Raw genomic sequence first — 22,239 nt, 5'->3', positions numbered from 1 at the left:
GTGCCAGTACATCCGTGGTCACCAGCAAAGGCTATCCGATAGATCGAATTTATGCGCCTTGTGAATTTTCGCAAGGATTAGGGAGTGCTGATTTAGGGCTAAAACTCAGAAGAAATCGCCTGTCTTCGGATTCATCAACGAAACAGGCGATTGCTTGAAAATGGCTCCCCGGGCCGGATTCGAACCGGCGACCTGTCGATTAACAGTCGAATGCTCTACCGCTGAGCTACCAGGGATCACTGCTTGGCGCGGTGTGAGTGGGCTAATACAAATGCTTGCCCGATTTGCCAAGCAGTTTTTTCAAAAAAATGAAATGAACTTGTATTTGAGTTGTCTGTGCCCATCTCTGGGGAATGACGAACGGGAATGAGCGCAAAGAGACGAGGGCCGGCGAAAGGCCCAGGAAGCGGGCAGGGCGCTTTGGCATCGATCATGCAAGCGGCAGGCTCATGCTCGGCTCCTTCAGCATCGGCATGCCGCGCTCCCGCATCGCGCGGATAGCGATCGGCGTCGCTCTCATTCTATGCGGGTTCCTGGGCTTCCTGCCGATACTGGGCTTCTGGATGTTGCCGCTCGGTTTCATTGTGCTCTCTCACGATCTGCCTGTCGCGCGCAGGCTTCGACGGCGGCTGGCCGTCTGGTGGCACAGGCGTCGGACCTCGGCTGGCTGAGAGGAGCGGTGGCGAAACAATGAATGGATTTTCGCCTCAGTGGTATACGGATTGTAAAATGCGAAAACGCGTCAAAATGGTCCAGGTGAGGACATGAAGGTATCAGTTATCGCCCTGTCAGCGGTGACGATTCTCTCAGGCGTTCCCGCTGGGGCCCAGGCCGTGGACAGCCAGGGTTTTGACGCTCGCGGCGTCTGCCGCCGTCCCGAAGGTTGCGTAGTCGAGCACGGCCAGGGCGGCAGCTATAAGGGGCCTCGCAATTACCGCAATTTCAACGGCCGCAACGAGCGTGACGACGATAACGACCGCGACCGAAACCATCGCCGCTCCCGCAACCAGAACAGAAGCGACAATTTCGACGGCCTGACCAACCATGTAGCCACCGGCCCTATCGCCGCCGGGTGCATCGCCCAGGCAAATCTAATTTAGTTGGACCTGAGTTCGCTTTCCTCGAAAACGCCGTTGGAACCCTGATCGAGGCTGGTCACCATCAGCAGGCTGCTGACGGCAAGGAGGAGGACGAGTTTCAGCGCGTAGGAAAGGGAGACCCTATGTCGGCTGCTCTGTGGGACGCGGGAAGGCGCGATATAATAATTGTAGTAGAAGTGTGGATCACTCGTTTCCAGCAGGTTCTGGTAGACATGCGGCGGAATGTCCGCATGTTTCACCGGTGGAGAACCCGGAAATTTTACATGAAGATCGCGGCTGTCGGCATCATAGGCCGCATGCACGTGCTTCGATTTGAGGGCAGCCCAATCCATTGCAGCTCCTATCGCCCTCCCGGGGCCAATATGAGGCCCGCAGGACGATCGTCAAGCTAACAATTTGTTTCAAATGCGATCACTGCCGGGAAGGGGCATCGCTACGATGAGGGAAATTCGAGCCTGCGCTCATGCTGGCCGGACACGGGAAAATGGACTTTTCGGCAGCCGCAGAATGGCGTTTTTCCGAAATGCCCTCTTGCGATTTCCTTACGATCATTCTAAACGCTCGCCACGGCTCAGATAACGAGCTTGTGAGGCCTCGTGGCGGAGTGGTGACGCAGAGGACTGCAAATCCCCAGCAAACGCAGCAAAATCAACGGCCGTTCTGAATAAGCGCCGGTCATTCAGCCGTTTTCCTTGATTTTTCGCACATTGTTTTTGCTCAGATTTTTTGGCTGTTCAGAATGGCCGAAGCGCTTTTTCGTGGCTTCCAAGACGCGCTTTTCCGTCTCCTTCGCATAGCCACGATAGGCCGCCGCAGTCTTGTGTTTAGACAGCACTCGACCCTGCCCCTCGGTAAGGCCGCTCTCCTCCAGTTCTGTCATTCCGCCGTGCCTGCATTTGTCCAGGCTGAAGCCACATATCTCGAGTTTGTCCGCCATCTCTCGGACCTCGTGCGCGAGAAATGTTCCATCCCCGAATAGCTGCCCGTTCTTCTTGCAGACGATCGAGGTGCCGTAGCGCGGCGTCTGGGCAAGAACCTGTTCGGCTTCCTCATAGAGCTTCACCAGTTCGCTGCTTTCCTCGTCGAGGTATTCGAGCGGGTGCAATGCAAGTTCGTCGTTCTTTCGGTGCTTCAGCCTGATCTTGTCGGGGTGGTCGGAAGCGCGATAGCCGGTCCACGGCGCATAGCCGGCGCCGATCGACGAGGGGCGCATAAGCCATTCGAAGGCTAGAACCGCGGCCGCCGCCAACTCTCCCCTGCCATGCTCGATAGCGCCGTTGGCGAAGGCATAGACCGTTTCCCGGTCAACATGGCCCTTCTTGCTCTTCACGCGGCGCTTGAGCGTCACGCCTTCCCACGGATTTGGCGTGTCGGTTCTGAATAACTCGGGATGATGCGGCTTCATGCGCTTCCACATGGCCTTGCAATAGGTGACGACCTTCTCGCCCATGCGGGTGCCGCCGAAGGCCTCATAGATCTTTTCTGCCGTGCTGACGGCGATGTTGGCGACCTTCGCATCGCCAACGCGGCCCTTCTCCAACTTGGTATCGCAAACACGATCCAGAACCCGCTTGTAGTCGGGCCGGCTGAACTCGGCGACGCGCTCGAGGAAAGAGCTGTGCTTGAGGTAGGCGTTCACCAGCCACTCGACGGTGCCGTAGCGGCTCATATCTGGCTCAAGGCGAGCGTTTCCGTTATCCCGGCGCCATTCCTCAAGCCGAGCGTTCCACACGCCAGCGGCCTCGTATAGCTCTTTCTCCGATAGGTTGGTGCCGAGCGCGGCACTTAGGTACGGGCAGCCGGCTTTCCGGTAGAGCGTCGGGCATGTCCAGTAATACCCCGTGGCGCCGCTCGCGAGCTTCTTGAAGGACGTGTATTGCGGCATGGCGACCGGGATCATCACCACGCTTCCAGGTTTGCGCTTTCGACGTTTGCGCCAATAGCCTTGTCCAGGTCGATCTTCCGCCACGCTCTGAATTTGCCCTTGCCGGTTCCGGTTTCGATGAACGGCTTAGGCCAGATCGTTCCGACGCGGCTCAGGAAGGCCTCGACGGTCCTTTCATCGACATAGGCGGCCGCATGCTCGTCTCTGAGGACAGCAGGCCAGCAACCGATGGGTATTTCAGCAGAGCGCGCCATATTATGCCCGATCTCCACAGGGCTTTTCCACAGGCGCCGTATCCTTTGCCGGTTTGAACAGCGGTCTGGCAGGAAGCGGCGGCTTCTCGATCCTGCTGGCTGACTTCGAAGATCTGGGGAAGCCGGGCGACTTTATCTTGCCCGCCGGCCGGATGACGCCGGAGCGCTTATCGCGCTGCCGATCGGACTTTCGGATCTGCCGGATATCGCCCCGCGTCTTGATCTTGTGACATTGGACGCAGATGGCGCGGCAGTTCTCGAGGCTGTTATCGCCGCCGAGCTGGTCCGGCACGTCGTGATCGTACTGGACACCCAAAGAGAGCGAGCAGTTGCAGCGTTGCCCCTCAGCGAGCCCGTACCGTGGGCCGGAGGCCTCACATTTTAGGCCGGATCGCTTCAGGGCTTCACGACGGGTTTCGCGGGTGAATTCGGTGCGGCTCATGATGCTCTCCGATACGCCAAGGTGAAGGGGAGGCGGCCGGACACCACCCACATGTGATACATGTCGGCCTCGTCGACGAGCTCGCATGCCGGCGGCATCACCTGGACGGCCGTCGCTTCCTCCCCGCAGATTTCGTTCTTGATGCGCTGCATGTCGCGCCACGGCGGCTCAAGTTGGGAGGCGGTCCGGATGGCGAGGTGAATTACCTCGTCGCCCCGCTCGTCCCGGAACGGACGAAAGAGGACGACATAAAGGTTGTTGGCGTAAGCGGTGCGGACCTGCTTGCACCATCCGTTCCCGCCCGGGATGCCGTCGGGCAGGTCGGTGATGCGCCAGAGGCCCCAATCACCTTTCAGGCCTTTGCGTTCGAAAGAGCGGGCGGCGCGGCGTTGCTGACGGTTGGACATCAGTTCACCGCCTTCCGAGTGGCCGCGCGGCATAGGCCTCGAAGGCCTCGCGGTCGCCGTTGCAGCAGGTGTAGCCAGCGATCGGCGGACCGATCCGGTGATAATCTTCGAGGCGAAAGTGCGCGGGGCCGATCTTCATTCCGGGGAAGCGGAAGGCGACGATGACTTGGCTGCGATGCCAGAAACCCGATCGGTCGGTTCGCGTCACATAGGCGTGGTGGCCTCTAAACTTGGATTCCTCGTCGGCAAAATCCGCGTTGGGGAACCTGGCGCGGACGATCGCTTCGAAATCCTCGATCGCTGCTGCCTCTTCGCGCACGCGTCGAGCTTCGCTCTTGATCCGCCGCCACTTGCAGCGGGCGCAGCAATAGACAGCGCCGTGCATTGATCCCACGACGCCAGAGACAGGCAACCGATGCTCGTCTTCAAGGTCCTGGTCGATAATGATGCGGCATCCATGGCACTCGAAGCGCCAGCCGTGCTCAACCGCAACCCTTGCCGGGACGCCTTTCCCGACGAACATGTCGGCCCATGGCGCACGGCGGCACTGGATATAGGATAGCTCGCCATCTCCATACTCGTTGGCACCAGCCTTAGCGGCTGCGATGGAGTGCTTCGCGAAGTAGATGTCGCCGGTGTATTCGTCCTTCTCAAGGACGGCATATGCTTTGAGGGCCATCATGCTGCACCTGCCGTTTCAAATGACCGAACCTCATCGGCAGTCGGAAGCTTGATGCCCTTGGTTTCGCCGCAGGCGGGGCACGCGGCTCGCTTCATGAGCTTCGCCGCCTTATCCAATGGCATCGGCAGCTTGGCGACGAGGAAGACCTGAGAGCAGGAGGGGCACTTTCCATACAGGGCGTTGCTCATGCGTCACCGCCTTTCATGAAGCACTCGTTGTAGATCAGTCCGCCGCGAACGTGCTCGCCGCTAACCTCCTGCGGGAACTTGTAGCGGCCGCACTTCGGGCACTTCGACTGGCGAAGGCCGGCGCGCAGCTGGACGCGTGCCCATTCGTGCCATTTGAGATAGCCGGTCGGGGCCGGATCGCCGCCGCGGTAGGTCGGGATGATGTGGATATGGGCGAGGTCGCGGTTCATGCCGCTTTTCCTCTAGGTTCCGACCATTCGACGTCGTGCTGCGCGCCGAAGGCGAAGATGATTTCGATGAGCGCCGTCATCTCGTCCTTCGAGAGGTCAGATGAAGACGTGCTGAGATTGACGAAGCCGGTCCCCTCAGTGTTCGGGACGATCCGGAGCTGCTCGTGGGTTTCCCGGTGCAGGGCGTCGAGCATGACGAGCTTCCAGTCGTCAGGCGTCATGCGCTTTCCGTACCAGGCGAGCTTAACCGACAGATCAGTCAGCATCGCCCACATGCGATCGTTCTGGGGTAGGGTGCGCTTCGGTCCCTTGAACTCAACACGCGTGTCGACCGGCGCACGCTGAATCCAGTCGATCGCCTTTTGACGGAAGTGTTCGTTTGCCAGGACAAGAAGCGCTCTGCTCATGTCAGCCACCGTTTAGGCTCGACAGCTGCGCGAGACGCCGCGTTTTGATCGCGAATGCGGCGTCGATCATGTCGACGTGACCTTCGGTTTCGAGCACAGCCGGCGCGTCGAAGTCGTTCCAGATCTCTTCGACGTCGGCCTCGTCCTTCGCGCCGGCCAATGTCGTTTCGATCTCGTCGAGGAAATCGCCGAGGACGAACTCGCTCCCGCCGTCCTGCTTTTCCGTCACCGGATCGGCGTCGATCGTCTTTCCGACTGAGGGCGGAGCGGGCGGCTTAGGGGGCTTCGGTGGGGTCGGCTTGCTCTCGACCGATTCAGCCATAGGCGTGATGTCGCGCATCTCCTCGGCGTCGGCGATCTCCCGCACCTCGAACTCGTCACGGATCCCGCCCAGCACATCGCCAAACAGCTCGCGCAGGCAATAGCCGGCCGCGCGCCAGGCAAGCATGCGCTGCGGGAAGCGGTACCACGGGCTGTCGTTCGGCTTTTCCTCGTTCTTCTTGTCCCACTTGTTCCACTTGATGACGATGGGCTTGGTCTGCCACAGGCCAGCCCGCTCGGCGTCGCCCTGGGAGAACTCGACGCGCTTTTCTTCGCCGGTGTCGAGCCGCTTGGCCTCGCAGTAGCCGATCATCTTGCCGTTGCGCTCTTCGCATCCGGTTCGGAGATACGCGACCTTGCCGGACATGCGCACGACATTGATAAGCCCGTCGCCGTAAAGGGCCGGTCGGCCGTTGATGACGGTGAAGCTGCGGAGGCTGACCATGGGCTTGAGGCCAAGCTCGGCGCCGGACATGATCGCAACGGCGACTGCCGCCGCTGCTGGTTCGCCTTCGAGCTTGCCGATGAGCGCTGCCGGGGCGAGCCCGGACGCCACCACAGCGCGACCGATGCGCATCGTCTCCTCGAAGGTCTGAGGCACGATGGCGAGGACGTTGCCGCCGCCGGAGAGGGTTGGGACATGGCTGTTCATACCTTTTCTCCTTCGGCTTCCCGCTCGATGATGCGCAGGATCTTCTTCTGCGCCATCTCGGATCTGGGCTTGATCGCCATGACTTCGACGGTGGTTTCGCCGCGAGCGGTCGCGACGACAACCTTGTCGCCGACGTTGACGGTCAGTTCCGCTGGGACGAAATAATCGTAGGTCTTCTCGTCCTTCTGCCACTTGAACTTGACGGCGGCGACGAGGAGCGGAGTTGCTTCGATCATCAGGCTGCCCTCTGCTCAGAACGGATCGCCATGCCGGCCAGCTCGACGCCGGAGCGTGCGGCACGGTTGGCAAGGGTCTCGACGACTTCCTTGATTTCAACGCGGTCTCTCAGCGCCAGAAGCAGGGCGTCGAAATCGGTGATCTCGGCAAAGACGAAGGTGCGGAGCGAGACTTTCGCGCCGGTCCGGCCAGCTGAAGCGTTGCGCGCCTGGGCATCCCGCTCGGCCTGCGCTGCCTGCTGAGCAAGCCGCTCAGCCTCGGCGATTGCGTTATTCTGCGCGGCGATCGAAGCAGCGTCGTTGTCGTTCTTCGCTGCGGCCTTCTCGGCCGCAACGCGTGCGGCATCGGCTTCGCGCTGAATGCGGTCGGCTTCGGCCCGGGCGGCGGCCTGGCGCTCGCGTTCCTTGCGCGCCTCCTCCTGCAGGAAGGCATCCATGTGGCGCTTGAGCTTTTTGCTCAGCGCGTCGGGCTCCTCCTTGAGGTCGCGCCATTTGTTGTCGACGTTGCGGCCGGCGTCGAGGTGAGGCTGCTTCTCGACTTTATGCAGATCGGTGGCCTTCTTGGCGATCGTCGACAGGCGCTTCGACCAGATCGCGGCGCGGTCGGCTTCGGCCTGCGTCGTGATCGGCTTCTTCATGAAGGCCTCGGCCTGCTCGCGCTCCGCGGCAAACTCGACCTGTAGGGCTTCGAACGGATCGGTCGGCAGGTTGTGGCCGATGGCAGGCGCCTCCGGTTCGTCATCCCAGCCGGCACCCTCGATTGCCTTGTTATAGGCTTCGTAGGTGATCGGGTTGCGGCAGCACCACGTCCAGATGTCAGATGCATCGACCTGGTGATCGCCGCGCATTGCGTGCCACTTGCCATCCTCGAACCAGATCGCGACCGGCTCCCACGGCTTGTCCTTGAAGCGGGTGCGGTAGTAGCCCTGCTGCGGGTCGCCGTCGTGGATGGGGCCGATATTGCCCTCGAGGGCATTCTGCCACCAAAGCCAAGCGTTCACTTCTGCCATGATAATTGCTCCTGATTGACGGCGGCGCGTTCCCTGAGCTTCTGCTCGGTCGGCGCGATAGCGATGACGGTGAGGACGCCGACGGCGGCCACGGTGAGGATGAGGGTGATGGTCTTGTTGAGGGCGCCTATGAGGCGGGCGCGCTCGGTGCGCGCCTCAGCTTCGCGCTGCTGCAGGTCGGCGATGCGGGCGGAGATGTCGGTCATGCCGCGCCGCCTTCGGCCACAGCCTCGATCGTGCTACGACCGACGACCTGAACGCCATAGACGCCCATGCCGAGGGCATCGAACAGGCTGGTCTCCTGCTGCAGCAGTTGCTCGACCAAGCGGACGCCGAGCGAGGAAAAATCGCCATTCATCTTGTGCAGCATGTCGAAAAGCTCGTTGCGATCGACTTCAAACGTGATCCGGCTCTTCATGAGAGGCGAGCCCCAGCAGACTGAAGAGCAGGAGGCTCGCCGCGGAGATCGGCGTCGAGGCGGCTCGGAAGCGCGTCGACGAGCACGTCGGTCTCGAAGCAGATCTGCTTGAGCTTGTTCTTTTCGGGCTCGCTCTTGCAGGCGCTGGCGGCAGCGTAGGCCGCCCGGTTCAACGCGCGCAGCGCGTCCTGGTAGGAGGGGACGTTACGCATAGAGCTGATCCTCGTCGGTGATTTTCATGATCTGGCGGGCGTAGCGGTAGTGGCCTTCGATCTGGGACCGGTAGCCGCGCATGAAGGACGGGCCTTTGATGGTGTTCCTGAGGGCGTTCATGTTTTCGAAGCCCAAGGCGCCGGAGCGCTGGGCGTCGGCCGCCATGTAGGCGTCACAGTCGGCGAGGGTGCGGACCGCATTCCAGCGAGCGTCGCGCTTGCTCTGGTCCGTCTCGATGTTGCGAATGTGCTGCATTTCCATCCTCGTCGCCGTGGCGTTTCGTTGATGGATTAAACGTACGTTATGTACGATGAAACGTCAAGTACATTTTGTACGATTGATGGACACCGAAAACTTTTGCGCACGGCGAGAATCGAATCGACTCTCAACCCAGCATCTGCTTTCATGAGAACGAAAGGAGAACGGAATGGGCTTGGCAGCATTGAAATCGTCGGCGTGGTTCACGCTCTACATCAGGTGCGAGAACTGTATGAGAGACAGCGAAAGGGTGGTGCAGATGCCAATTGGTGACGAAGTTCCGCGAGACGCCGAAGAGCTGATCGAAAGCGTCTATCTGGAAAAAATCCCATTCCGATGCCAGCCGTGCGGAAGCGTGATCGGCCGGCTGGTCGGTATCACAGGAGGTAATGCGTATGACTACTGAACGAGAAGTTTTGGAATTCATCATTGTCCCGCCGTTCGAGCAGCGCGCGGCAGTCGCGGCGGCTAAGGAGCAGTTCGAGAATTACCTGGGCAATCGGTTTCCAGGGTACCGCTTCAAGGTCGGGCCATTCGCCCCAGTCGGCGACGAAGAGGAATTTGCTGTCCTGCCCGTCATGAATTTCCACGGAGACGATGGGAAGAGTTACATGTGCACGCCGCCGAAGCGGTGGTTTGTTCAAGAGATCGCCGAAGCATGCAGAGACTTCGAAAAGCAGGGGATGAAACATTTCGCGGCATAACGGATGCTATCGACATGATAGCATGTTGACAGAGGCGATGGTTTCGCGTTTCCTTATGCTATCGAACCGTTAGCATGTGAGGTGACAATGACTGATTCTCATAGCAAAGCTGGTAAGGCTCGCCTTATTAAAATGAGCCCGGAGGCAAGAAGGCGCGTTGCCAGCGAGGGCGCCAAGGCGCGTTGGGCTAAAGCAGATCCGACGCGCACCACAATGGCAAAAGCAGTCTATGGGGATGACAGTCGCCCGCTGCGGATCGGGGGCAGCGAGATCCCTTGCTATGTTTTAGAAGATGAGCGTCGAGTTTTGACCACCGGAGGCATGCTGACGGCCATGAATATGGCGCGTGGCGGTAGTATGGTGAGGGGTATGAACCGTTTTGAGCTTTTTGCTAATAGAGAGCGCATAAAGCCTTACATTTCCAGTGGCTTACAGGAGCGAATCCGAAACCCTATTTCGTTTATCACGCCTACGGGCTCAAGAGCGGCCGGTTATGAGGCGGAAATTCTCGTAGAGCTATGCGAGGCTGTACTGGCGGCGCGGGCGGATGGTGTCCTCCAAAAGCAGCAGCTAGCAATTGCTCAGCAGTGCGAAATTATTTTCAGGGGACTGGCGCGCGTTGGTATCGAAGCCCTGGTAGACGAAGCGACCGGCTTTCAGGACTTTCGTAAACGAAATGCTCTCGCTGAGATCCTCGAGAAGTTCATTGCCAGGGAACTGCAGCCGTGGGTCCACACTTTCCCAGATGAGTTTTACGAGCATCTCTTCCGGCTTCGCGGGTTGGACTATCGGAAAGATAACGTCAAAAGGCCCCAGTATTTTGGCCACATCACGAATGACATTATCTATAAAAGGTTGGCGCCAGGCGTGCGGGAGGAGCTCGATCGCAACACGCCCAAATCTCCCTCTGGCCGAAGAAAACATCAAATGCACAGGAAGCTGACACCCGACATGGGACACCCCAAACTGAGGGAGCACCTGGCATCTGTAACCACGGTGATGAAGTTGAGCGACGATTATCAAGGGTTCAAGGCGAGCCTTGACAGGGTCCATCCGCGATATGACGACACTATGCTCATGGATTTCGGCCCCCAACTACCTGACGATGGCAAGGGCATCTAGCTAAAAGCCGGGCATCTCATTCATTACGCGCCGCACGAGTGCAATGACCTGCACGTTCACGCCGTCATCTGCCTCGTGATCGCGCTGGATGACAATTGGCTTGTGCTTCCAGTTCGTCGACCGCGGATGAAACTCCGCGCGATCGGGGAAAAGCTCCAGCTGCTTGACCGACCATTCACGGAAGTGTCCACCATCCCGGGTGCGCTCGACGACTACCACCATTCCAGACCTCAGCTCGACCTGGTGCTCGATATCCTCGTATGAGAGGCAGACGAGTCGATCGCCGGGAAAGATCGGGCGAGGGCGCAGGTCGTTCATGCTGTCGCCGCTGCAGTCAAAGACTAGCTGGCGAGCGTTCGGAAATTTCTCATCCCGCGGAAGCATGACCTCGACCGGGTCCGACTGATCGAACTCGTCGACCTCGCGAAAGGTGCCAGCCTCGACAATGCCGGCGACCCGGCCGGCAACCATTCCCAGCCGGTTCAGTGTCAACTCGCTGACGACAGGCGCGGCCCCTTCTTCCGAACTGTCGCCAAAGAGGATCCATCCGGCCTTCACGCCGAAAAGTTCGCCATATTTTTCGGCCGCCTTCTTCGAGATCGCGCGATTGCCGTTCTCGTTGCTGATCAGCGTGTTCTTGTTGATGTCACGCGGAAATGCATTCGCCGCATCCGTGGGGGTTTGAAACCCAGCCGCCTCGCGCGCGCGCTTCAATCTGTCTTTCGGTAATTCCATTCGTACATTATGGCCGAAATTTATCGTGCAATGTGTACGATTTGGTATTGTCAACGTCTCGTACCTTTTGTACGATGATCGCCATGAGCAAAACACCTTCTTCCATATCAGCCCTTTTTGATGAGTGGGAAACCATAGGCGAATTCGCAGCTGATGTCGGCTGCGGATACGAGGCGGCGCGCCAGATGAGGCTGCGCGAAAGCATATCGCCGCGCCACTGGAACGGCGTCATCGCCGCGGCAAGCCGGAAGAACGTCAGGGGCATTGATTGGAAGTGGCTCGCCACCCGCCACACCTCATCCAGGAAGGCCGTCTCAGCATGACCGACGCACACGGCGTAGCCCGCGACCAACTCCGCGCCTTCATTGAGCGCATCGAGCGTCTCGAAGAGGAAAAGAAAACAATCGCCGACGACATCAAGGATGTCTATGGCGAGGCCAAGGGCATGGGCTTCGACACAGTCATCATGAAGCGCGTCGTCGCTCTCCGGAAGAAGGACGAGCAGCAGCGCATGGAGGAGGAGGCGGTGCTCGACACCTATCTCCACGCCCTCGGCATGATTGCTCAGCATGATCTCTTCGAAGAGCCTCATCATCCCGAGACAGGCGAGATCATCGACCCCAAGCTCGCCCAGACAATTGTCACCGGCATGCAGACCGAAACCGGTCGCAAGGCGCTGATCGCCGCCGTCGATATCATGATTGCCCGCGAAGTGGCGGAAGAGACTCCTTCGGCAGACATACGTGCTGAGGGCAGGGAGGTCGGCGACGTTATTTCGTCCGTCGAGAGCGAAGACTCGGTACCGGGCCACCAGCTCGTCGACGCTGCCGCCTCCCTCAACGAACCGGATGACGACGCAATCGCTGCAGTGAACGGCAAGGCCGGACTGGCGAACGTCGTTGACGTTGAACCGTCGTCGTCCGTCTCCATTGCTCCGGCCTCTCAAGGTGAAGCCGAAGCCCCCAGCCTCGACAGCGTAAGTCCACAGGCCTTTTTGGCCACTACCGGCAGCGTCGGCGCCAACGCAGGAGGCGGTCATGTAAACGCGCAGAGTGAAGCCGCACAGAGGGCAGGGGCTCTCGCCAAACCTGCTCCTGCCCACAAACCCCTCCGACCTCACTGCCGGAACCCCGGCGAACATTGCGGCGGCTATGGCAGCAATCATTGCCATTCGTGCCTTCGGGCAGCGAAGGAAGCCGAGGTGGCAGCATGATCACGGCTCCGCACATTCGATCCCGCGCCGAACTGACATCGATGATGATCGACTTCACGGCAAACGGCGGCGAGGTCCGCAAATTTGGTCGCGGTTTTACCAGCGACTGGATCTACCTGAGGGATGTTTTCAAGGGCTTCGGATACGAGCTGAAGACGGTCCGCCAGTTCTACGTCGTCCATAAAATCGGATCGAAGGGCGGGCCGAAGCGCCTCACGCGCGTCCAGGCCATCCGCGAGATCGACCGTGTTCTCGTCGCCAACGGCATGCAGCCGTTCATGATCACCAAGCATGAGTTTTTGGAGGCGCGTCCATGACAGCAGCCTTCCACAAGATCGTGTCTGCTCTGAAAGACATTCAAGCAAGGCGGTATCGCTCCATCACCTACACCGAGGACGGCACGGTCATCATCGTCGATGCCGAGACCGGGAAATCTGCATCGGGGCGAAATCTCAAAGAGGCGGAATCCAACTTCAGGAGCGCAGCATGAGCATTTTTCTCGGCCATCTCGGCGCCGCGCTGATCATAGGCGCCTTCTTCTTCTGCGCGATCTTCGCCCTATCGGCTGCGCGCCTGTCCGGCGGCATTAGACGTGAAGAAGAGGCGCGCACCTACAGGAGGAGCTATCCGGCGAACACGAACTGACGGGCTAACCCCCACCGACCCGTCACAACTGGTCCCGGTCATCCTCCCGGCCGGGGCCAGTAACCTTCAACCTCAGCCGGCTGTTTCGGATGCGCAAAACGACTGCGCTCACAGCCTGGCCGAGGGGCTCAAAATTAGCAGGTGGCGACGGCGGATCGCCACCTGCAGCAAAGCCGGACGCGGCGGAAGTGTCGGCTTTGCGGAATGGAAGAACGGCATGCCCAGACGGCGGGCCGGCGACAAAGGGCGAACGCCCGGCAAGGCTTTCTCCTTTGTCGTTTTCAATATCGGTCCTGCGCATCGGAAGTCTCCTTGGAACGAGGCAAAGATCGCACAGGAGAAACAGATGGAATTGGGAAAAATTCCCGAAGATTCGGGAAAGCTAAAACAGGGCGCGAGTAAGCAGATGTCAGACGTAGCTTTAGCAAATTCTTTGATTGAGGAGATAGGAGCGAGGCGCCACATCGGCGACATGTTCCGCACTGCCTGCAGAGAGCTGCGGGCACGCTTCCCTCATCGTGAAGACCCTGAAAACCAATGGACTGAACGCCGCCTGCGGGGATGGTGGAACAACGAGAGCCGGATCGTGAAGCACTTCCAGATGGTGGAGCTCTACGAGACGGCGGAAGCACTAAGGAACGCGAGGGACGCCCATGCCGAATACAAAAACAAAACCGAGCGTCTTCGTCAGATGGCTCAGCTTCGATCGGCGGCACGCTCTGGCGATGTGGCTTCGAGATAAGGCCGCTGGCCTCGCGGAATGGGTTTGCCCCGAGCTGAGGGAAGATTATTGATGCAGCCCTCGCTTCCACTCATCTTTCCGAGGACCAGCGCCACCCGATCGCTTCGTGTCCTTGTGGGCTGCGAGTTCACCGGGACGGTGCGCAATGCCTTCCTCGATCGCGGGCATGATGCGTGGTCATGCGACTTGCTGCCTGCAGAAAATGGAAGCAACCGGCATATCCGCGGTGACGTCCGCGACTTCCTAGCTGACGGATGGGATCTTCTCATCGTAGCCCACCCTCCATGCACGCGGCTTTGCCGTTCCGGTCGCCGATGGCTGTCTGGTCCCGGGAACATGACGCCACCGAAGAAACTTCCGAATGGTCGGACTTGGGAAAGCATGAAGGCAGAGTTCGAAGACGGAGTTGACCTCTTCATCTCGTGTTGGCGGGCGCCGATCGACCGTGTGGCCATCGAAAATCCGGAAATGCACGATCTCGCCAAAGCCAGGATGCCTAAGGATCTTCCTCGCCCGCAGATCGTCCAGCCTTTCTGGTTCGGACATCCGGAATACAAGGGGACAGGCTGGTACCTCAAAAATCTTCCATCTCTCCAGGAAACCGATCGCCTTCGCGAACCGGTGAAGGATAGCGACGACTGGAAGACTTGGAACCGGGTCTGGCGCATGTCGCCCAGTGCCGATCGCGGCAAAGAGCGCAGCCGCTTCTTTCCCGGCATGGCGTCGGCGATGGCCGATCAGTGGGGTGGCTATGCCTTCGAGCAGTTTCAGTTGGAGGCCGCATGACCGAACCATCAGAAATGATCGCATGGCTCGATCGCCGCATCGCCTCCGCCATGACCTGGCTAGATGATCACGGCAAGGGCTCGAAGAAGCCCCGTCCTGACCACGAGATCGAGAACAAAGAATACGATATCGCCCGCTTTGAGGAGATCAAGGCAGCGTATGTGAAGGCGCTCGAGCGGAGAGGGCAGGCGGCATGAGCCAGAACACTTCCTCGGCCGTGATGCAGCAGCGCAGCGAGCCGCACGACAGCCTCGACGATTTCCCGACGCAGCCGTGGGCAACACGGGCGCTATGCGAGCATGTGCTCGCGGGGTGCTATCTCAGGAACAAGACGGCATGGGAGCCGACGTGCAACCGGGGCCATATGTCGGAGCCGTTGCTGGAATTTTTCGGCGCCGTGTGGGCCTCCGATATCCACGACTATGGAACGCCTGGTTCGTTCCAGCATGACTTTCTGTTCCCGGTGATGCCGCTGTCGGAGACCCCGGACTGGATCATCTCAAACCCTCCGTTTCGTCTGGCTGAGCAGTTCATCGCCAGGGCGCGTGAGATCGCGACCGAAGGCGTTGCCATGATCGTCCGCACCTCCTTTCTTGAGGGCGTCGGCCGTTACGAGAACCTTTTCAGCAAGAACCCGCCGTCGATCGTCGCCCAATTTTCCGAGCGCGTGCCGATGGTCAAAGGCCGACTTACGGCGACCGGATCAACGGCGACATCTTATTGCTGGCTTGTCTGGCTCACGGGCGTGACCACGTCGAAGCTGGTTTGGATACCGCCGTGCCGCAAGAGGCTTGAGCGGCCTGGCGACTATGCAGCTTATAGCGAGGTGGCTGCATGACAGGCATCAGCCAATTCAACCAAAACCATCGTCTTTCATTCCTCAATGGCTATGATCAGAGAGGCCGCATAAACGGCCTCCCATCGCTCCCGGCTGTCTTACGGCGACACGCTGCCACCGCCGCTTGGCGTCTTGATCATCCAGGGCTGAATCGCGGGCTGCTTCATCAAGATACCCTTCTTATTCCCGAATGCGCGAATGGCGTCGCGAGCTACTTCCAGCGGCTTGTGTCCATCATGGGCCAAGTAGCAGGTCTTGAGGGTTGCCTCATGGATGAGGTCCCGGTCTTTTTCCGGCCAATTTTCGAGAAAATCGATGGCATCCGCCAGAGAGAATATCTCACAAATCAGGCCTTCCCGTTCCTTCAAATAGACGGGGCGTTTGAAGTTCGCGTTCATTGCTACCTCACTGAAAACGTTGGTGATCAACAAGGATGGCGCCGCAGCACAGCGCCGGCGGAGAATGTATTTTCTCAATTTTTCCGTTTCAATACCAACCGAGCGAAATTTTCTCGGGAGGCCCAAGCATGACCTTCCTGGAAGCCTACGCCGTCCACGGTCCTGACGTCGAGCGCATTGCCGAAGAACTCGGCATCACGCCGCCGGAAGCTGATCGCCTCATCAACGATGCGATGGAGCGGCGGCATCAGCAGCGCGTCCAGCGTGGCCGGAGGCGAGCATGATCGAGCGAATGTCAGCCAAGCAGTACCGAGAGGGGTTCGTCGAGCCGAAGGTCGTCTCATCAGCCCGCATCCTGATTACCAATATGCCGCCATCTGCGAACGGGCTCCGCAAGAGCTTCATCAAGGAAGGCAAGGTCATCAGCGTCAAGAGCGACGGTTATTCGGACTGGCGGAAGGCTGCGGTCGCCGAAATCGCATCCCAAGCTGTCGGTAAGATCGAAGGCCCGTACCTCCTATCGATCGTCGCGCAGCGCCATTGGCGCTCAAGCGAGCCCGCGACATTGACAACATCATCAAACCGATCTCGGACGCATTGGTGAAGGCCGGCGTCGTCGCTGACGACAGCCTAGCGCAGTGTGTCACCGCTCGGTGGGTTGATGATCTGCAAGGCAATGCCGTCGTCGTTGACGTGGAGGTATGCGCATGAGCCGCTGGTTCCGACACTACGCCGGCATGATGCGCGACGAGAAGCTCGTCAGCGCGGCGATCCGTTCAAAGCAGCCAGTGGAGCGCGTTGTTTGGGTGTGGGGTGCACTTCTCGAAAGTGCCAGTGAGGTCAATGATGGTGGACGGTTTGATTTCGATGCCGGCGAGGCAGCTTACTTTCTTCGAGTTGATGAAGGCGACATTGGCGATATTCTCACTGCCCTCGGTGCTTTGGGTCGCATTTCTGACAGCGCTGTGATGCGATGGAGCGACCGCCAATTTGAAAGTGATCAATCAAAAGACCGGCAAAAGCGTTACCGTGAACGTCTCAAAACGTCACGTGACGGTGGAGTGACGTCACGTGACGGTGCTGTGACGGCCCAAGAGACAGATACAGAAACAGATCTAGATTCCTCACTTCGTTCGGAAGACGCGCGCGCGCCGGCGATCGATCCTGATTTCGAAAGATTTTGGGATGCCTACCCGAACAAGACCGGCAGGCCGTCGGCGGAGAAAGCTTTCTCCCAAGCAGTCAAGCGCACCAGCGTCGATGAGATCCTGGCCGGGGTTCGAACCTATGCGGCCAAGGCCGACGATCGCCAGTGGTGCTCGCCGGTGAAGTGGCTCTCTGACGATCGGTGGAAAGACCAGCCCGCGAAGCCGCCCGATAAGCCGCCGCGGACCGGCAGCCTTTCTCACCTGCAGAATTTCCAATCCCGCGAGGACTACCTCGCAGCAGAAAAAAACGATCCGAAAGGAGTTTCCGATGACGAGTTTTATCTGGACAGAGGACAACATCTCCAAAGCGGCACAGCTTTGGGCCGACGGTATATCGGCGCGCGAAATCGGGGAACGGTTTGGCGCGAGGAAGAACAACGTGATCACCATGGCCGGCAAGCATCGTGACAGGTTCCCCGCTCGCCAGGCGGCGAGGGTATCGCTTCCGGAACACGCAACGCCGGAGCAGCGGATCCAGCACGCCGATCGGGTGATCCGCGTCACGTTCTCCGGCGCCGAGGTCACGCTTCCCCGCGTTGCCTTCATCGATGGAGCGGCGATCTGATGACCCGTTTAGCTCGCGTCGACATGTATGCCGTTTCACCGCTTTACCCTGGCGACAAGGTGGCCGGCCGGGTGGCGGGCAAAGGAGAGCATTTCGAATGGTCGTCGAGCCATGCCACCAAGATCCACTCCGCCGACCCGCTCGCCGTCCGGCGCCCGACCGACAACGAGCTGTCGAGGCCCGACTATGTCGATCTTACGGCCGCGAGGCTCGGCCGGCTGATGGTGATGGGTGTCGCAGCTGAGATCACCGGCAATGGCCAGAAGTGGGTCGTTCGCTGTGTCTGTGGTTCATACGAAACCCGCAAGGCCAGGTACATAAAGGCCTGTGTCTCCGGCAATAATCCGGGAAGCAGCGAGCCGATGTGCGACGCATGCGCATACACGCGGCGGCTCCAGTGCGGATACCACAATCCGAAAAAGGCAGCGGCTGCAGCGCAGGCGATCCAGAGCTGCATTCGATAGCCGAGCGGCGGCTCACGAGAGGGAATGACGATGGCGGAAGAGCAGATTCGAGACAAGGACGCTGAGTTTCGGGAAATGATCACTCGCCGGCGCCGGCGGCTGGTCGGCAACGACTGGTATGCGATCCGCGCCGCGCCCGGCACCCAGCGGATGGCCCGCCATGTCGAGGGCGCGCCGATCCATCGCGTGGGAGAAAGCATCATCGAACGCAATCTCCGCAATGAGGGCATCAGCGTCTACATGCCGGCCTTTTGGTACGAGAGCATTCACCATCGGACCCGAAAGGTCATCCAGCGCCGCCTGCCGCTGCTGGTCGGCTATGCCTTCGTCAATCTCGAAAACATGAATTTCGAGCAGGTTCGCGACGTCGACGGCGTGGTCTGCTTCCTCCGATCAGAGTTCGGCCCGATCCGGTTCAGCGGTGACGACCTTTCCGTGATCGCAGCCGAAGAACTCAGCCGCCGGCAAGAGTTCCGCCGCGAACGCATCACCCGAATCCAGAAGGAGACCGCCAGCCAGGCGATGCAGCTGCGCGGAAACCTCAGGAAGATACTCCCGAAGGGCAGGGGCAACCGCATCAACCTCAAGGACCAGGCCCTCATCGCGATTAAGGGCATGAAGCCCGAGATGCAGAGCACAGTTATGGAGATGCTACATCAATTGGAGCAGCTGGACGCATACGAGGGCCTTGAAACCATAGACCGTGTTGCGTAATAGTGGGCCCAAGGTGATTTGGGCTGTTCTGATCGCGGACCTCTCTGAGAGGGAATACTCGCCGGGCCCCGGATTGGTCATCACCGCCAATCGCTCAAAAAGAACGCTGCCTGGAATTTTCCGCTCAAGTCTTCAATTTCCCGGCCAGCGCGTTCTTCTTGTCGTCTGCCATAGATTCCTCCCTGTTTGTGGTCATCCGAACTGCAAATGCCCGAGGAATGTTCCAATTTCCGTCTGTCGGAGTAGAGCAGCCCGGTAGCTCGCCAGCCTCATAAGCTGGAGGCCGGAGGTTCGAATCCTCCCTCCGCAACCAGTTCACCAGCGCCGGCGCCCATCCGGCTTACCTTCATACCGTTTCCGGCAATCGAGGTGCGAGGGAGCTCCAGACTATCGGATGAGGCTATGCATGAAATCGTGGGCCTCCTTGACCGCCTTGGCTCGGGCACCGACCACCTCGCCGGATTTGATCGGTTTCGAGTTTTTCTCGCAGACCATCCATTTCCACTTATTGTGGCCCCGCGGGTCTATGTGTACCTCGAGCTCATCTTCGTCATATTTTTTCACGGCACATGTTCCTTCAATTGCATCGTTACGGCCAACGCATGACCCTCCGCTCGCCGTGAGAAGTTCGCGCATGAGTTTGCGAAAGGCAAGAACGCTCTGATGCGCCCAACTCCTCCTGAAGACATGCTCGAAGACACCGGCATCCGGTTCGAGCCTGCCCACGACCTGGTCGAATGGGCTCGGTCATCCTTCATCGATGAGAACGCCGATCTCGTAAACGAGGATCACGCTCATCTCCGCTTCGCCTCGATCGGCGCCTTGTGGACCAATGTCCCCAACGGCAGAGCCGGCCGCCGCATCATCGGTCAATGCGAGATGGGTTTGCCGCCAGCCAATAAGTGGTCGCGCTCGCGGGTCGAACTTCAGCTTCACCAGTGGTTCGGCGATGCCCCTCACTTCCTGCTGACCTTCGATGCCCATTATGCCGCGGTATGCTCAGATGCAGAATTCTGTGCCCTCGTCGAGCATGAGCTCTATCATGCCGGACAAGAGCGTGATCCCTTCGGGGCTCCCAAGTTCCGGCGCGATGGTTCTCCTGCCTTCGGGATGAGGGGGCACGACGTGGAAGAGTTCGTCGGTGTTGTCCGTCGCTATGGGGCAGACGCTGCAAATGTCCGCGCGCTCGTCGATGCGGCCAACCGTCCGCCAGAAGTATCCCCGGCCCGTATCGGCCACGTATGTGGGACATGCCTGTTGCGTGTCGCTTAACTCTTTTGCATCAGTCGCCTTGAAAGCGAGACGATAGTGTTCGATGCGCTCTGAAAACTATCAGGTCGAACGCGATAGATCATCCCTGATTGGGATGAGGCCCTTTCGACTTGGCTTTCGCCAAGAGCTGTAGCCATGTTGAGAATAGCCTCTTCCAGCTTTTCGCGTTGCGACAAGTGCCGGTTTTCTCGGGTGCCAGAGAAGACGCCGAAATCAGCCACGGCTTGCACGAATATTGCAGACAAAAGGCACCTCCTAACGTTTGACCGGAATTTGACGCACTAATGGCTAAAGCAAAGCTAACGGATGAGGTGAAAACCTACATCGTGCAGGCGCTGGCGTGTTTTGACAGCCCGTCGATAGTCGCCTCCGCAGTCAAGAAGGAGTTCGCCGTCGAGGTAAGCCGCCAATTGGTGGAGAGCCACGATCCAAACAAGAAGGCAGCTTCTGGCCTGGCTCCCAAATGGAGAGTGCTCTTCGAGGAAACCCGCAAGACGTTCCTCGAAGACACGGCCACGATCGCCATCAGCCACCGCGCCGTCCGTCTCCGCGCTCTACAGCGCATGGCCGACAAGGCAGAGAACCAGGGCAACATGGTGCTGGCATCATCGCTGCTCAAGCAGGCGGCGGAAGAAGTCGGCGGCAGCTATACCAACCGGCGCGAGCTGACTGGGAAGGATGGGAAAGACCTCCCGGTGCCAGTCTCGCCGGTGACGATCTTCCAGTTGCCCGACAATGGCAGGAGTTGAGACGGGCGCGGCAGCCCAGACAATCATCCGGCCGCAAGCGGGACCGCAGACCACATTCCTCTCGTCCCCGGCAGATATCGCGATCTACGGCGGCGCGGCGGGCGGTGGGAAGACCTGGGCTTTGCTCATGGAGCCGCTGCGCCATGTGAGCAACCCAGCCTTCGGCGCGGTGTTCTTCCGCCGCAACCTGACACAGGTCAGAAACGAGGGCGGGCTCTGGGACGAAAGTGAGAAGCTCTACCCGCACCTGAGCGCGTCACCGCGATCGGCGCCGGACTTGAGCTGGACCTTCCCGTCGGGGGCAGGCGTCTCGTTCGCTCACCTTGAGCACGAGAAGACGATCTATAACTGGCAGGGGTCACAGATCCCGCTCATCTGCTTCGACGAGCTGACGCATTTCAGCGCGAAGCAGTTCTGGTACATGCTCAGCCGAAACCGCTCCATGTGTGGGGTTCGGCCTTATGTGAGGGCAACGTGCAATCCGGACGCCGATAGCTGGGTTGCCGAATTCATATCCTGGTGGATTGATCCGGAGACCGGGTTTGCCATTCAGGAGCGCGCCGGCGTTCTTCGCTGGTTCATCCGCATCGGCGACACGATCATATGGGGCGACAGCCCTCAGGAGCTTGCGCACCACGTCAATCCACTGACAGGCGAGCCTATCCCGCCAAAGTCGGTCACGTTCATTCCGGCCAAGCTCAGCGACAACGCGATGCTGATGGCGGCCGATCCTGGCTACCTCGCCAACCTGATGGCGCAGCCGACGGTCGAGCGCGAGCGCCTCCTCGGCGGCAACTGGAAGATCCGGCCAGCTGCCGGCTTGCTCTTTCAGCGTGGCTGGTGCGAGGTCGTCGACGCTGTCCCTGCTGGTGTCCGCTGGATGCGCGGCTGGGACTTGGCATCGACACCGAAGACTGAAGGAAGCGATCCGGACGCCACAGCGGGAACGAAGATCGGTAAGCTGCCAGACGGTCGGTATATCGTTGGGCATCACGTTTCAGTGTTCCAGTCGCCAGCTGGCGTCGAGCGCCTGATCAAGAACACGGCGGAAGCAGACGGACGCGAGACGCAGATATCCTTGCCTCAGGATCCGGGGCAGGCGGGCAAATCTCAGGTCACCAACCTGACCAAGATGCTGTCGGGCTTCAATGTGCGTGCAACGCCTGAATCCGGCGACAAGATCACGCGCTTCAGTCCGTTTTCTGCTCAGGCGGAAGCGGGCAACGTCCTGGTCCTTCGGGGGTCTTGGAATAACGAGTGGTTCAACTCGCTGGAAAGCTTCCCTGAAGCGAAGCATGACGACGACGCCGACAGCACGAGCCGCGCCTTCAACGCGCTTCTGAGCGCGTCCACCTACACGCTTTCGAACATCTGAGGACGG

The 22,239-nt window shown here is 59.6% G+C and carries 42 protein-coding genes, 2 tRNA genes and 1 pseudogene; 25 read left to right on the top strand and 20 right to left on the bottom strand.

Annotated elements, in window-relative coordinates; translation table 11 throughout:
• Positions 1 to 161 precede the first annotated feature (161 nt).
• A tRNA-Asn gene (locus ACS4RS_RS20490) sits at positions 162 to 236 on the bottom strand.
• A 117-nt stretch (positions 237 to 353) separates the two neighbouring features.
• Here ACS4RS_RS20490 and ACS4RS_RS20485 point away from each other — a divergent pair.
• Positions 354 to 671 (top strand): hypothetical protein, encoded by a 318-nt coding sequence (locus ACS4RS_RS20485; RefSeq protein WP_439009494.1) that lies wholly within the window; start codon positions 354 to 356, stop codon positions 669 to 671.
• 93 nt (positions 672 to 764) lie between these two features.
• Positions 765 to 1,100 carry a hypothetical protein gene (locus ACS4RS_RS20480; protein ID WP_439009495.1) on the top strand — a complete coding sequence of 112 codons (336 nt, stop codon included), beginning with the start codon at positions 765 to 767 and terminating at the stop codon, positions 1,098 to 1,100.
• Here ACS4RS_RS20480 and ACS4RS_RS20475 read toward each other — a convergent pair.
• The 16 genes from ACS4RS_RS20475 to ACS4RS_RS20400 form a co-directional block, all read right to left on the bottom strand.
• Entirely contained in the window at positions 1,097 to 1,432 is a 336-nt protein-coding gene (locus ACS4RS_RS20475; protein ID WP_449313804.1) for a KTSC domain-containing protein, read from the bottom strand. The two genes, ACS4RS_RS20480 and ACS4RS_RS20475, sit on opposite strands and share 4 nt — an antisense overlap.
• 347 nt (positions 1,433 to 1,779) lie before the next feature.
• Entirely contained in the window at positions 1,780 to 3,000 is a 1,221-nt protein-coding gene (locus ACS4RS_RS20470; RefSeq protein WP_439009497.1) for a hypothetical protein, read from the bottom strand.
• Complete coding sequence (locus ACS4RS_RS20465; RefSeq protein ID WP_449313803.1) at positions 3,000 to 3,257, bottom strand: hypothetical protein; 258 nt, start codon at positions 3,255 to 3,257, stop codon at positions 3,000 to 3,002. The genes ACS4RS_RS20470 and ACS4RS_RS20465 overlap by 1 nt, the downstream gene beginning before the upstream one ends.
• Entirely contained in the window at positions 3,241 to 3,681 is a 441-nt protein-coding gene (locus tag ACS4RS_RS20460; protein WP_439009499.1) for an HNH endonuclease, read from the bottom strand. The genes ACS4RS_RS20465 and ACS4RS_RS20460 overlap by 17 nt, the downstream gene beginning before the upstream one ends.
• Positions 3,678 to 4,088: a DUF7694 domain-containing protein gene (locus tag ACS4RS_RS20455; RefSeq protein WP_439009500.1), complete on the bottom strand. Its 411-nt coding sequence runs from the start codon at positions 4,086 to 4,088 to the stop codon at positions 3,678 to 3,680. The genes ACS4RS_RS20460 and ACS4RS_RS20455 overlap by 4 nt, the downstream gene beginning before the upstream one ends.
• 4 nt (positions 4,089 to 4,092) lie before the next feature.
• Positions 4,093 to 4,770, bottom strand: coding sequence for a hypothetical protein (locus tag ACS4RS_RS20450; protein WP_439009501.1), 678 nt, complete (start codon positions 4,768 to 4,770; stop codon positions 4,093 to 4,095).
• Complete coding sequence (locus ACS4RS_RS20445) at positions 4,767 to 4,958, bottom strand: hypothetical protein (protein ID WP_439009502.1); 192 nt, start codon at positions 4,956 to 4,958, stop codon at positions 4,767 to 4,769. Before ACS4RS_RS20445 ends, ACS4RS_RS20450 begins: the two co-directional genes overlap by 4 nt.
• Positions 4,955 to 5,188, bottom strand: coding sequence for a hypothetical protein (locus tag ACS4RS_RS20440; protein WP_439009503.1), 234 nt, complete (start codon positions 5,186 to 5,188; stop codon positions 4,955 to 4,957). Before ACS4RS_RS20440 ends, ACS4RS_RS20445 begins: the two co-directional genes overlap by 4 nt.
• Complete coding sequence (locus ACS4RS_RS20435) at positions 5,185 to 5,595, bottom strand: recombination protein NinB (RefSeq protein WP_439009504.1); 411 nt, start codon at positions 5,593 to 5,595, stop codon at positions 5,185 to 5,187. The genes ACS4RS_RS20440 and ACS4RS_RS20435 overlap by 4 nt, the downstream gene beginning before the upstream one ends.
• A 1-nt stretch (position 5,596) precedes the next feature.
• Positions 5,597 to 6,493 carry a hypothetical protein gene (locus ACS4RS_RS20430; protein ID WP_439009505.1) on the bottom strand — a complete coding sequence of 299 codons (897 nt, stop codon included), beginning with the start codon at positions 6,491 to 6,493 and terminating at the stop codon, positions 5,597 to 5,599.
• A gap of 71 nt (positions 6,494 to 6,564) precedes the next feature.
• The gene (locus tag ACS4RS_RS20425; protein WP_449313802.1) at positions 6,565 to 6,804 is read right to left on the bottom strand and encodes a primosomal protein N' family DNA-binding protein; all 240 of its coding nucleotides are present in this window, start codon (positions 6,802 to 6,804) and stop codon (positions 6,565 to 6,567) included.
• Positions 6,804 to 7,814 carry a hypothetical protein gene (locus tag ACS4RS_RS20420; protein ID WP_439009507.1) on the bottom strand — a complete coding sequence of 337 codons (1,011 nt, stop codon included), beginning with the start codon at positions 7,812 to 7,814 and terminating at the stop codon, positions 6,804 to 6,806. Before ACS4RS_RS20420 ends, ACS4RS_RS20425 begins: the two co-directional genes overlap by 1 nt.
• Entirely contained in the window at positions 7,802 to 8,020 is a 219-nt protein-coding gene (locus tag ACS4RS_RS20415) for a hypothetical protein (protein ID WP_439009508.1), read from the bottom strand. The genes ACS4RS_RS20420 and ACS4RS_RS20415 overlap by 13 nt, the downstream gene beginning before the upstream one ends.
• Positions 8,017 to 8,232, bottom strand: coding sequence for a hypothetical protein (locus ACS4RS_RS20410; RefSeq protein WP_439009509.1), 216 nt, complete (start codon positions 8,230 to 8,232; stop codon positions 8,017 to 8,019). The genes ACS4RS_RS20415 and ACS4RS_RS20410 overlap by 4 nt, the downstream gene beginning before the upstream one ends.
• A complete protein-coding gene (locus ACS4RS_RS20405; protein ID WP_439009510.1) occupies positions 8,229 to 8,444 on the bottom strand; it encodes a hypothetical protein in 216 nt (71 codons plus the stop codon). The genes ACS4RS_RS20410 and ACS4RS_RS20405 overlap by 4 nt, the downstream gene beginning before the upstream one ends.
• Positions 8,437 to 8,700 carry a hypothetical protein gene (locus ACS4RS_RS20400; RefSeq protein WP_439009511.1) on the bottom strand — a complete coding sequence of 88 codons (264 nt, stop codon included), beginning with the start codon at positions 8,698 to 8,700 and terminating at the stop codon, positions 8,437 to 8,439. The genes ACS4RS_RS20405 and ACS4RS_RS20400 overlap by 8 nt, the downstream gene beginning before the upstream one ends.
• 172 nt (positions 8,701 to 8,872) lie before the next feature.
• Between ACS4RS_RS20400 and ACS4RS_RS20395 the strand changes: the two genes are divergently transcribed.
• The 3 genes from ACS4RS_RS20395 (at position 8,873) to ACS4RS_RS20385 (ending at position 10,529) form a co-directional block, all read left to right on the top strand.
• The gene (locus ACS4RS_RS20395) at positions 8,873 to 9,109 is read left to right on the top strand and encodes a hypothetical protein (protein WP_439009512.1); all 237 of its coding nucleotides are present in this window, start codon (positions 8,873 to 8,875) and stop codon (positions 9,107 to 9,109) included.
• Entirely contained in the window at positions 9,099 to 9,407 is a 309-nt protein-coding gene (locus ACS4RS_RS20390; RefSeq protein ID WP_439009513.1) for a hypothetical protein, read from the top strand. The genes ACS4RS_RS20395 and ACS4RS_RS20390 overlap by 11 nt, the downstream gene beginning before the upstream one ends.
• Positions 9,408 to 9,494: 87 nt before the next feature.
• Positions 9,495 to 10,529: a P63C domain-containing protein gene (locus ACS4RS_RS20385; RefSeq protein WP_439009514.1), complete on the top strand. Its 1,035-nt coding sequence runs from the start codon at positions 9,495 to 9,497 to the stop codon at positions 10,527 to 10,529.
• On the opposite strand, the gene ACS4RS_RS20380 is transcribed toward ACS4RS_RS20385, so the two are convergent.
• Positions 10,530 to 11,264: a peptidase S24 gene (locus ACS4RS_RS20380; protein ID WP_439009515.1), complete on the bottom strand. Its 735-nt coding sequence runs from the start codon at positions 11,262 to 11,264 to the stop codon at positions 10,530 to 10,532. It abuts the gene before it with no gap.
• 83 nt (positions 11,265 to 11,347) lie between these two features.
• Between ACS4RS_RS20380 and ACS4RS_RS20375 the strand changes: the two genes are divergently transcribed.
• The 9 genes and pseudogenes from ACS4RS_RS20375 to ACS4RS_RS20335 all read left to right on the top strand — a co-directional run bounded on the left by ACS4RS_RS20375 (position 11,348) and on the right by ACS4RS_RS20335 (position 15,488).
• Positions 11,348 to 11,587 (top strand): hypothetical protein, encoded by a 240-nt coding sequence (locus ACS4RS_RS20375; RefSeq protein ID WP_439009516.1) that lies wholly within the window; start codon positions 11,348 to 11,350, stop codon positions 11,585 to 11,587.
• Positions 11,584 to 11,826: pseudogene (locus tag ACS4RS_RS20370) on the top strand (DUF2312 domain-containing protein); the annotation flags it as partial. The gene ACS4RS_RS20375 and the pseudogene ACS4RS_RS20370, both read left to right, overlap by 4 nt.
• Before the next feature lie 647 nt (positions 11,827 to 12,473).
• Positions 12,474 to 12,794 (top strand): hypothetical protein, encoded by a 321-nt coding sequence (locus ACS4RS_RS20365; protein ID WP_439009517.1) that lies wholly within the window; start codon positions 12,474 to 12,476, stop codon positions 12,792 to 12,794.
• Positions 12,791 to 12,967, top strand: coding sequence for a hypothetical protein (locus ACS4RS_RS20360; RefSeq protein ID WP_439009518.1), 177 nt, complete (start codon positions 12,791 to 12,793; stop codon positions 12,965 to 12,967). The genes ACS4RS_RS20365 and ACS4RS_RS20360 overlap by 4 nt, the downstream gene beginning before the upstream one ends.
• Positions 12,964 to 13,122, top strand: coding sequence for a hypothetical protein (locus tag ACS4RS_RS20355; protein WP_439009519.1), 159 nt, complete (start codon positions 12,964 to 12,966; stop codon positions 13,120 to 13,122). The genes ACS4RS_RS20360 and ACS4RS_RS20355 overlap by 4 nt, the downstream gene beginning before the upstream one ends.
• 217 nt (positions 13,123 to 13,339) lie before the next feature.
• A complete protein-coding gene (locus tag ACS4RS_RS20350) occupies positions 13,340 to 13,864 on the top strand; it encodes a hypothetical protein (protein WP_439009520.1) in 525 nt (174 codons plus the stop codon).
• Between the two features lie 51 nt (positions 13,865 to 13,915).
• The gene (locus ACS4RS_RS20345) at positions 13,916 to 14,650 is read left to right on the top strand and encodes a hypothetical protein (protein ID WP_439009521.1); all 735 of its coding nucleotides are present in this window, start codon (positions 13,916 to 13,918) and stop codon (positions 14,648 to 14,650) included.
• Positions 14,647 to 14,847, top strand: a complete 201-nt coding sequence (locus ACS4RS_RS20340; protein WP_439009522.1) for a hypothetical protein — start codon at positions 14,647 to 14,649, stop codon at positions 14,845 to 14,847. The genes ACS4RS_RS20345 and ACS4RS_RS20340 overlap by 4 nt, the downstream gene beginning before the upstream one ends.
• Positions 14,844 to 15,488 carry a methyltransferase gene (locus ACS4RS_RS20335; protein ID WP_439009523.1) on the top strand — a complete coding sequence of 215 codons (645 nt, stop codon included), beginning with the start codon at positions 14,844 to 14,846 and terminating at the stop codon, positions 15,486 to 15,488. Before ACS4RS_RS20340 ends, ACS4RS_RS20335 begins: the two co-directional genes overlap by 4 nt.
• 98 nt (positions 15,489 to 15,586) lie before the next feature.
• Here the strand turns inward: ACS4RS_RS20335 and ACS4RS_RS20330 are convergent, their stop codons facing one another.
• The gene (locus ACS4RS_RS20330) at positions 15,587 to 15,886 is read right to left on the bottom strand and encodes a DUF982 domain-containing protein (protein ID WP_439011798.1); all 300 of its coding nucleotides are present in this window, start codon (positions 15,884 to 15,886) and stop codon (positions 15,587 to 15,589) included.
• A gap of 128 nt (positions 15,887 to 16,014) precedes the next feature.
• On the opposite strand from ACS4RS_RS20330, the gene ACS4RS_RS20325 reads away from it, so the two are divergent.
• From ACS4RS_RS20325 to ACS4RS_RS20285, 9 genes are all read left to right on the top strand, one after another.
• Entirely contained in the window at positions 16,015 to 16,170 is a 156-nt protein-coding gene (locus tag ACS4RS_RS20325; protein WP_439009524.1) for a hypothetical protein, read from the top strand.
• The gene (locus ACS4RS_RS20320) at positions 16,167 to 16,490 is read left to right on the top strand and encodes a hypothetical protein (RefSeq protein WP_439011888.1); all 324 of its coding nucleotides are present in this window, start codon (positions 16,167 to 16,169) and stop codon (positions 16,488 to 16,490) included. The genes ACS4RS_RS20325 and ACS4RS_RS20320 overlap by 4 nt, the downstream gene beginning before the upstream one ends.
• On the top strand, positions 16,427 to 16,597 hold the full coding sequence (locus tag ACS4RS_RS20315) for a RusA family crossover junction endodeoxyribonuclease (protein ID WP_439009525.1): 171 nt from the start codon (positions 16,427 to 16,429) through the stop codon (positions 16,595 to 16,597). Before ACS4RS_RS20320 ends, ACS4RS_RS20315 begins: the two co-directional genes overlap by 64 nt.
• On the top strand, positions 16,594 to 17,502 hold the full coding sequence (locus ACS4RS_RS20310) for a hypothetical protein (protein WP_439009526.1): 909 nt from the start codon (positions 16,594 to 16,596) through the stop codon (positions 17,500 to 17,502). The genes ACS4RS_RS20315 and ACS4RS_RS20310 overlap by 4 nt, the downstream gene beginning before the upstream one ends.
• Positions 17,474 to 17,659: a hypothetical protein gene (locus tag ACS4RS_RS20305; RefSeq protein ID WP_439009527.1), complete on the top strand. Its 186-nt coding sequence runs from the start codon at positions 17,474 to 17,476 to the stop codon at positions 17,657 to 17,659. Before ACS4RS_RS20310 ends, ACS4RS_RS20305 begins: the two co-directional genes overlap by 29 nt.
• On the top strand, positions 17,659 to 18,123 hold the full coding sequence (locus ACS4RS_RS20300; RefSeq protein ID WP_439009528.1) for a hypothetical protein: 465 nt from the start codon (positions 17,659 to 17,661) through the stop codon (positions 18,121 to 18,123). The genes ACS4RS_RS20305 and ACS4RS_RS20300 overlap by 1 nt, the downstream gene beginning before the upstream one ends.
• 24 nt (positions 18,124 to 18,147) lie before the next feature.
• Complete coding sequence (locus ACS4RS_RS20295; protein WP_439009529.1) at positions 18,148 to 18,837, top strand: transcription termination/antitermination NusG family protein; 690 nt, start codon at positions 18,148 to 18,150, stop codon at positions 18,835 to 18,837.
• Between the two features lie 235 nt (positions 18,838 to 19,072).
• A tRNA-Met gene (locus ACS4RS_RS20290) sits at positions 19,073 to 19,150 on the top strand.
• A gap of 350 nt (positions 19,151 to 19,500) precedes the next feature.
• Complete coding sequence (locus tag ACS4RS_RS20285) at positions 19,501 to 20,109, top strand: putative metallopeptidase (protein WP_439009530.1); 609 nt, start codon at positions 19,501 to 19,503, stop codon at positions 20,107 to 20,109.
• Here the strand turns inward: ACS4RS_RS20285 and ACS4RS_RS20280 are convergent.
• Positions 20,106 to 20,354 carry a hypothetical protein gene (locus tag ACS4RS_RS20280; protein WP_439009531.1) on the bottom strand — a complete coding sequence of 83 codons (249 nt, stop codon included), beginning with the start codon at positions 20,352 to 20,354 and terminating at the stop codon, positions 20,106 to 20,108. The two genes, ACS4RS_RS20285 and ACS4RS_RS20280, sit on opposite strands and share 4 nt — an antisense overlap.
• Positions 20,355 to 20,393: 39 nt before the next feature.
• On the opposite strand from ACS4RS_RS20280, the gene ACS4RS_RS20275 reads away from it, so the two are divergent.
• Both ACS4RS_RS20275 and terL read left to right on the top strand, forming a co-directional pair.
• Positions 20,394 to 20,858 carry a DUF2280 domain-containing protein gene (locus tag ACS4RS_RS20275; protein ID WP_439009532.1) on the top strand — a complete coding sequence of 155 codons (465 nt, stop codon included), beginning with the start codon at positions 20,394 to 20,396 and terminating at the stop codon, positions 20,856 to 20,858.
• Entirely contained in the window at positions 20,845 to 22,233 is a 1,389-nt protein-coding gene (gene terL, locus ACS4RS_RS20270) for a phage terminase large subunit (protein WP_439009533.1), read from the top strand. Before ACS4RS_RS20275 ends, terL begins: the two co-directional genes overlap by 14 nt.
• The last annotated feature ends 6 nt before the right edge of the window (positions 22,234 to 22,239 follow it).

Source organism: Rhizobium sp. F40D2 (assembly GCF_051810745.2).
Classification (GTDB): Bacteria; Pseudomonadota; Alphaproteobacteria; order Rhizobiales; family Rhizobiaceae; genus Rhizobium.
This window is presented reverse-complemented; position numbering and strand designations above follow the sequence as displayed.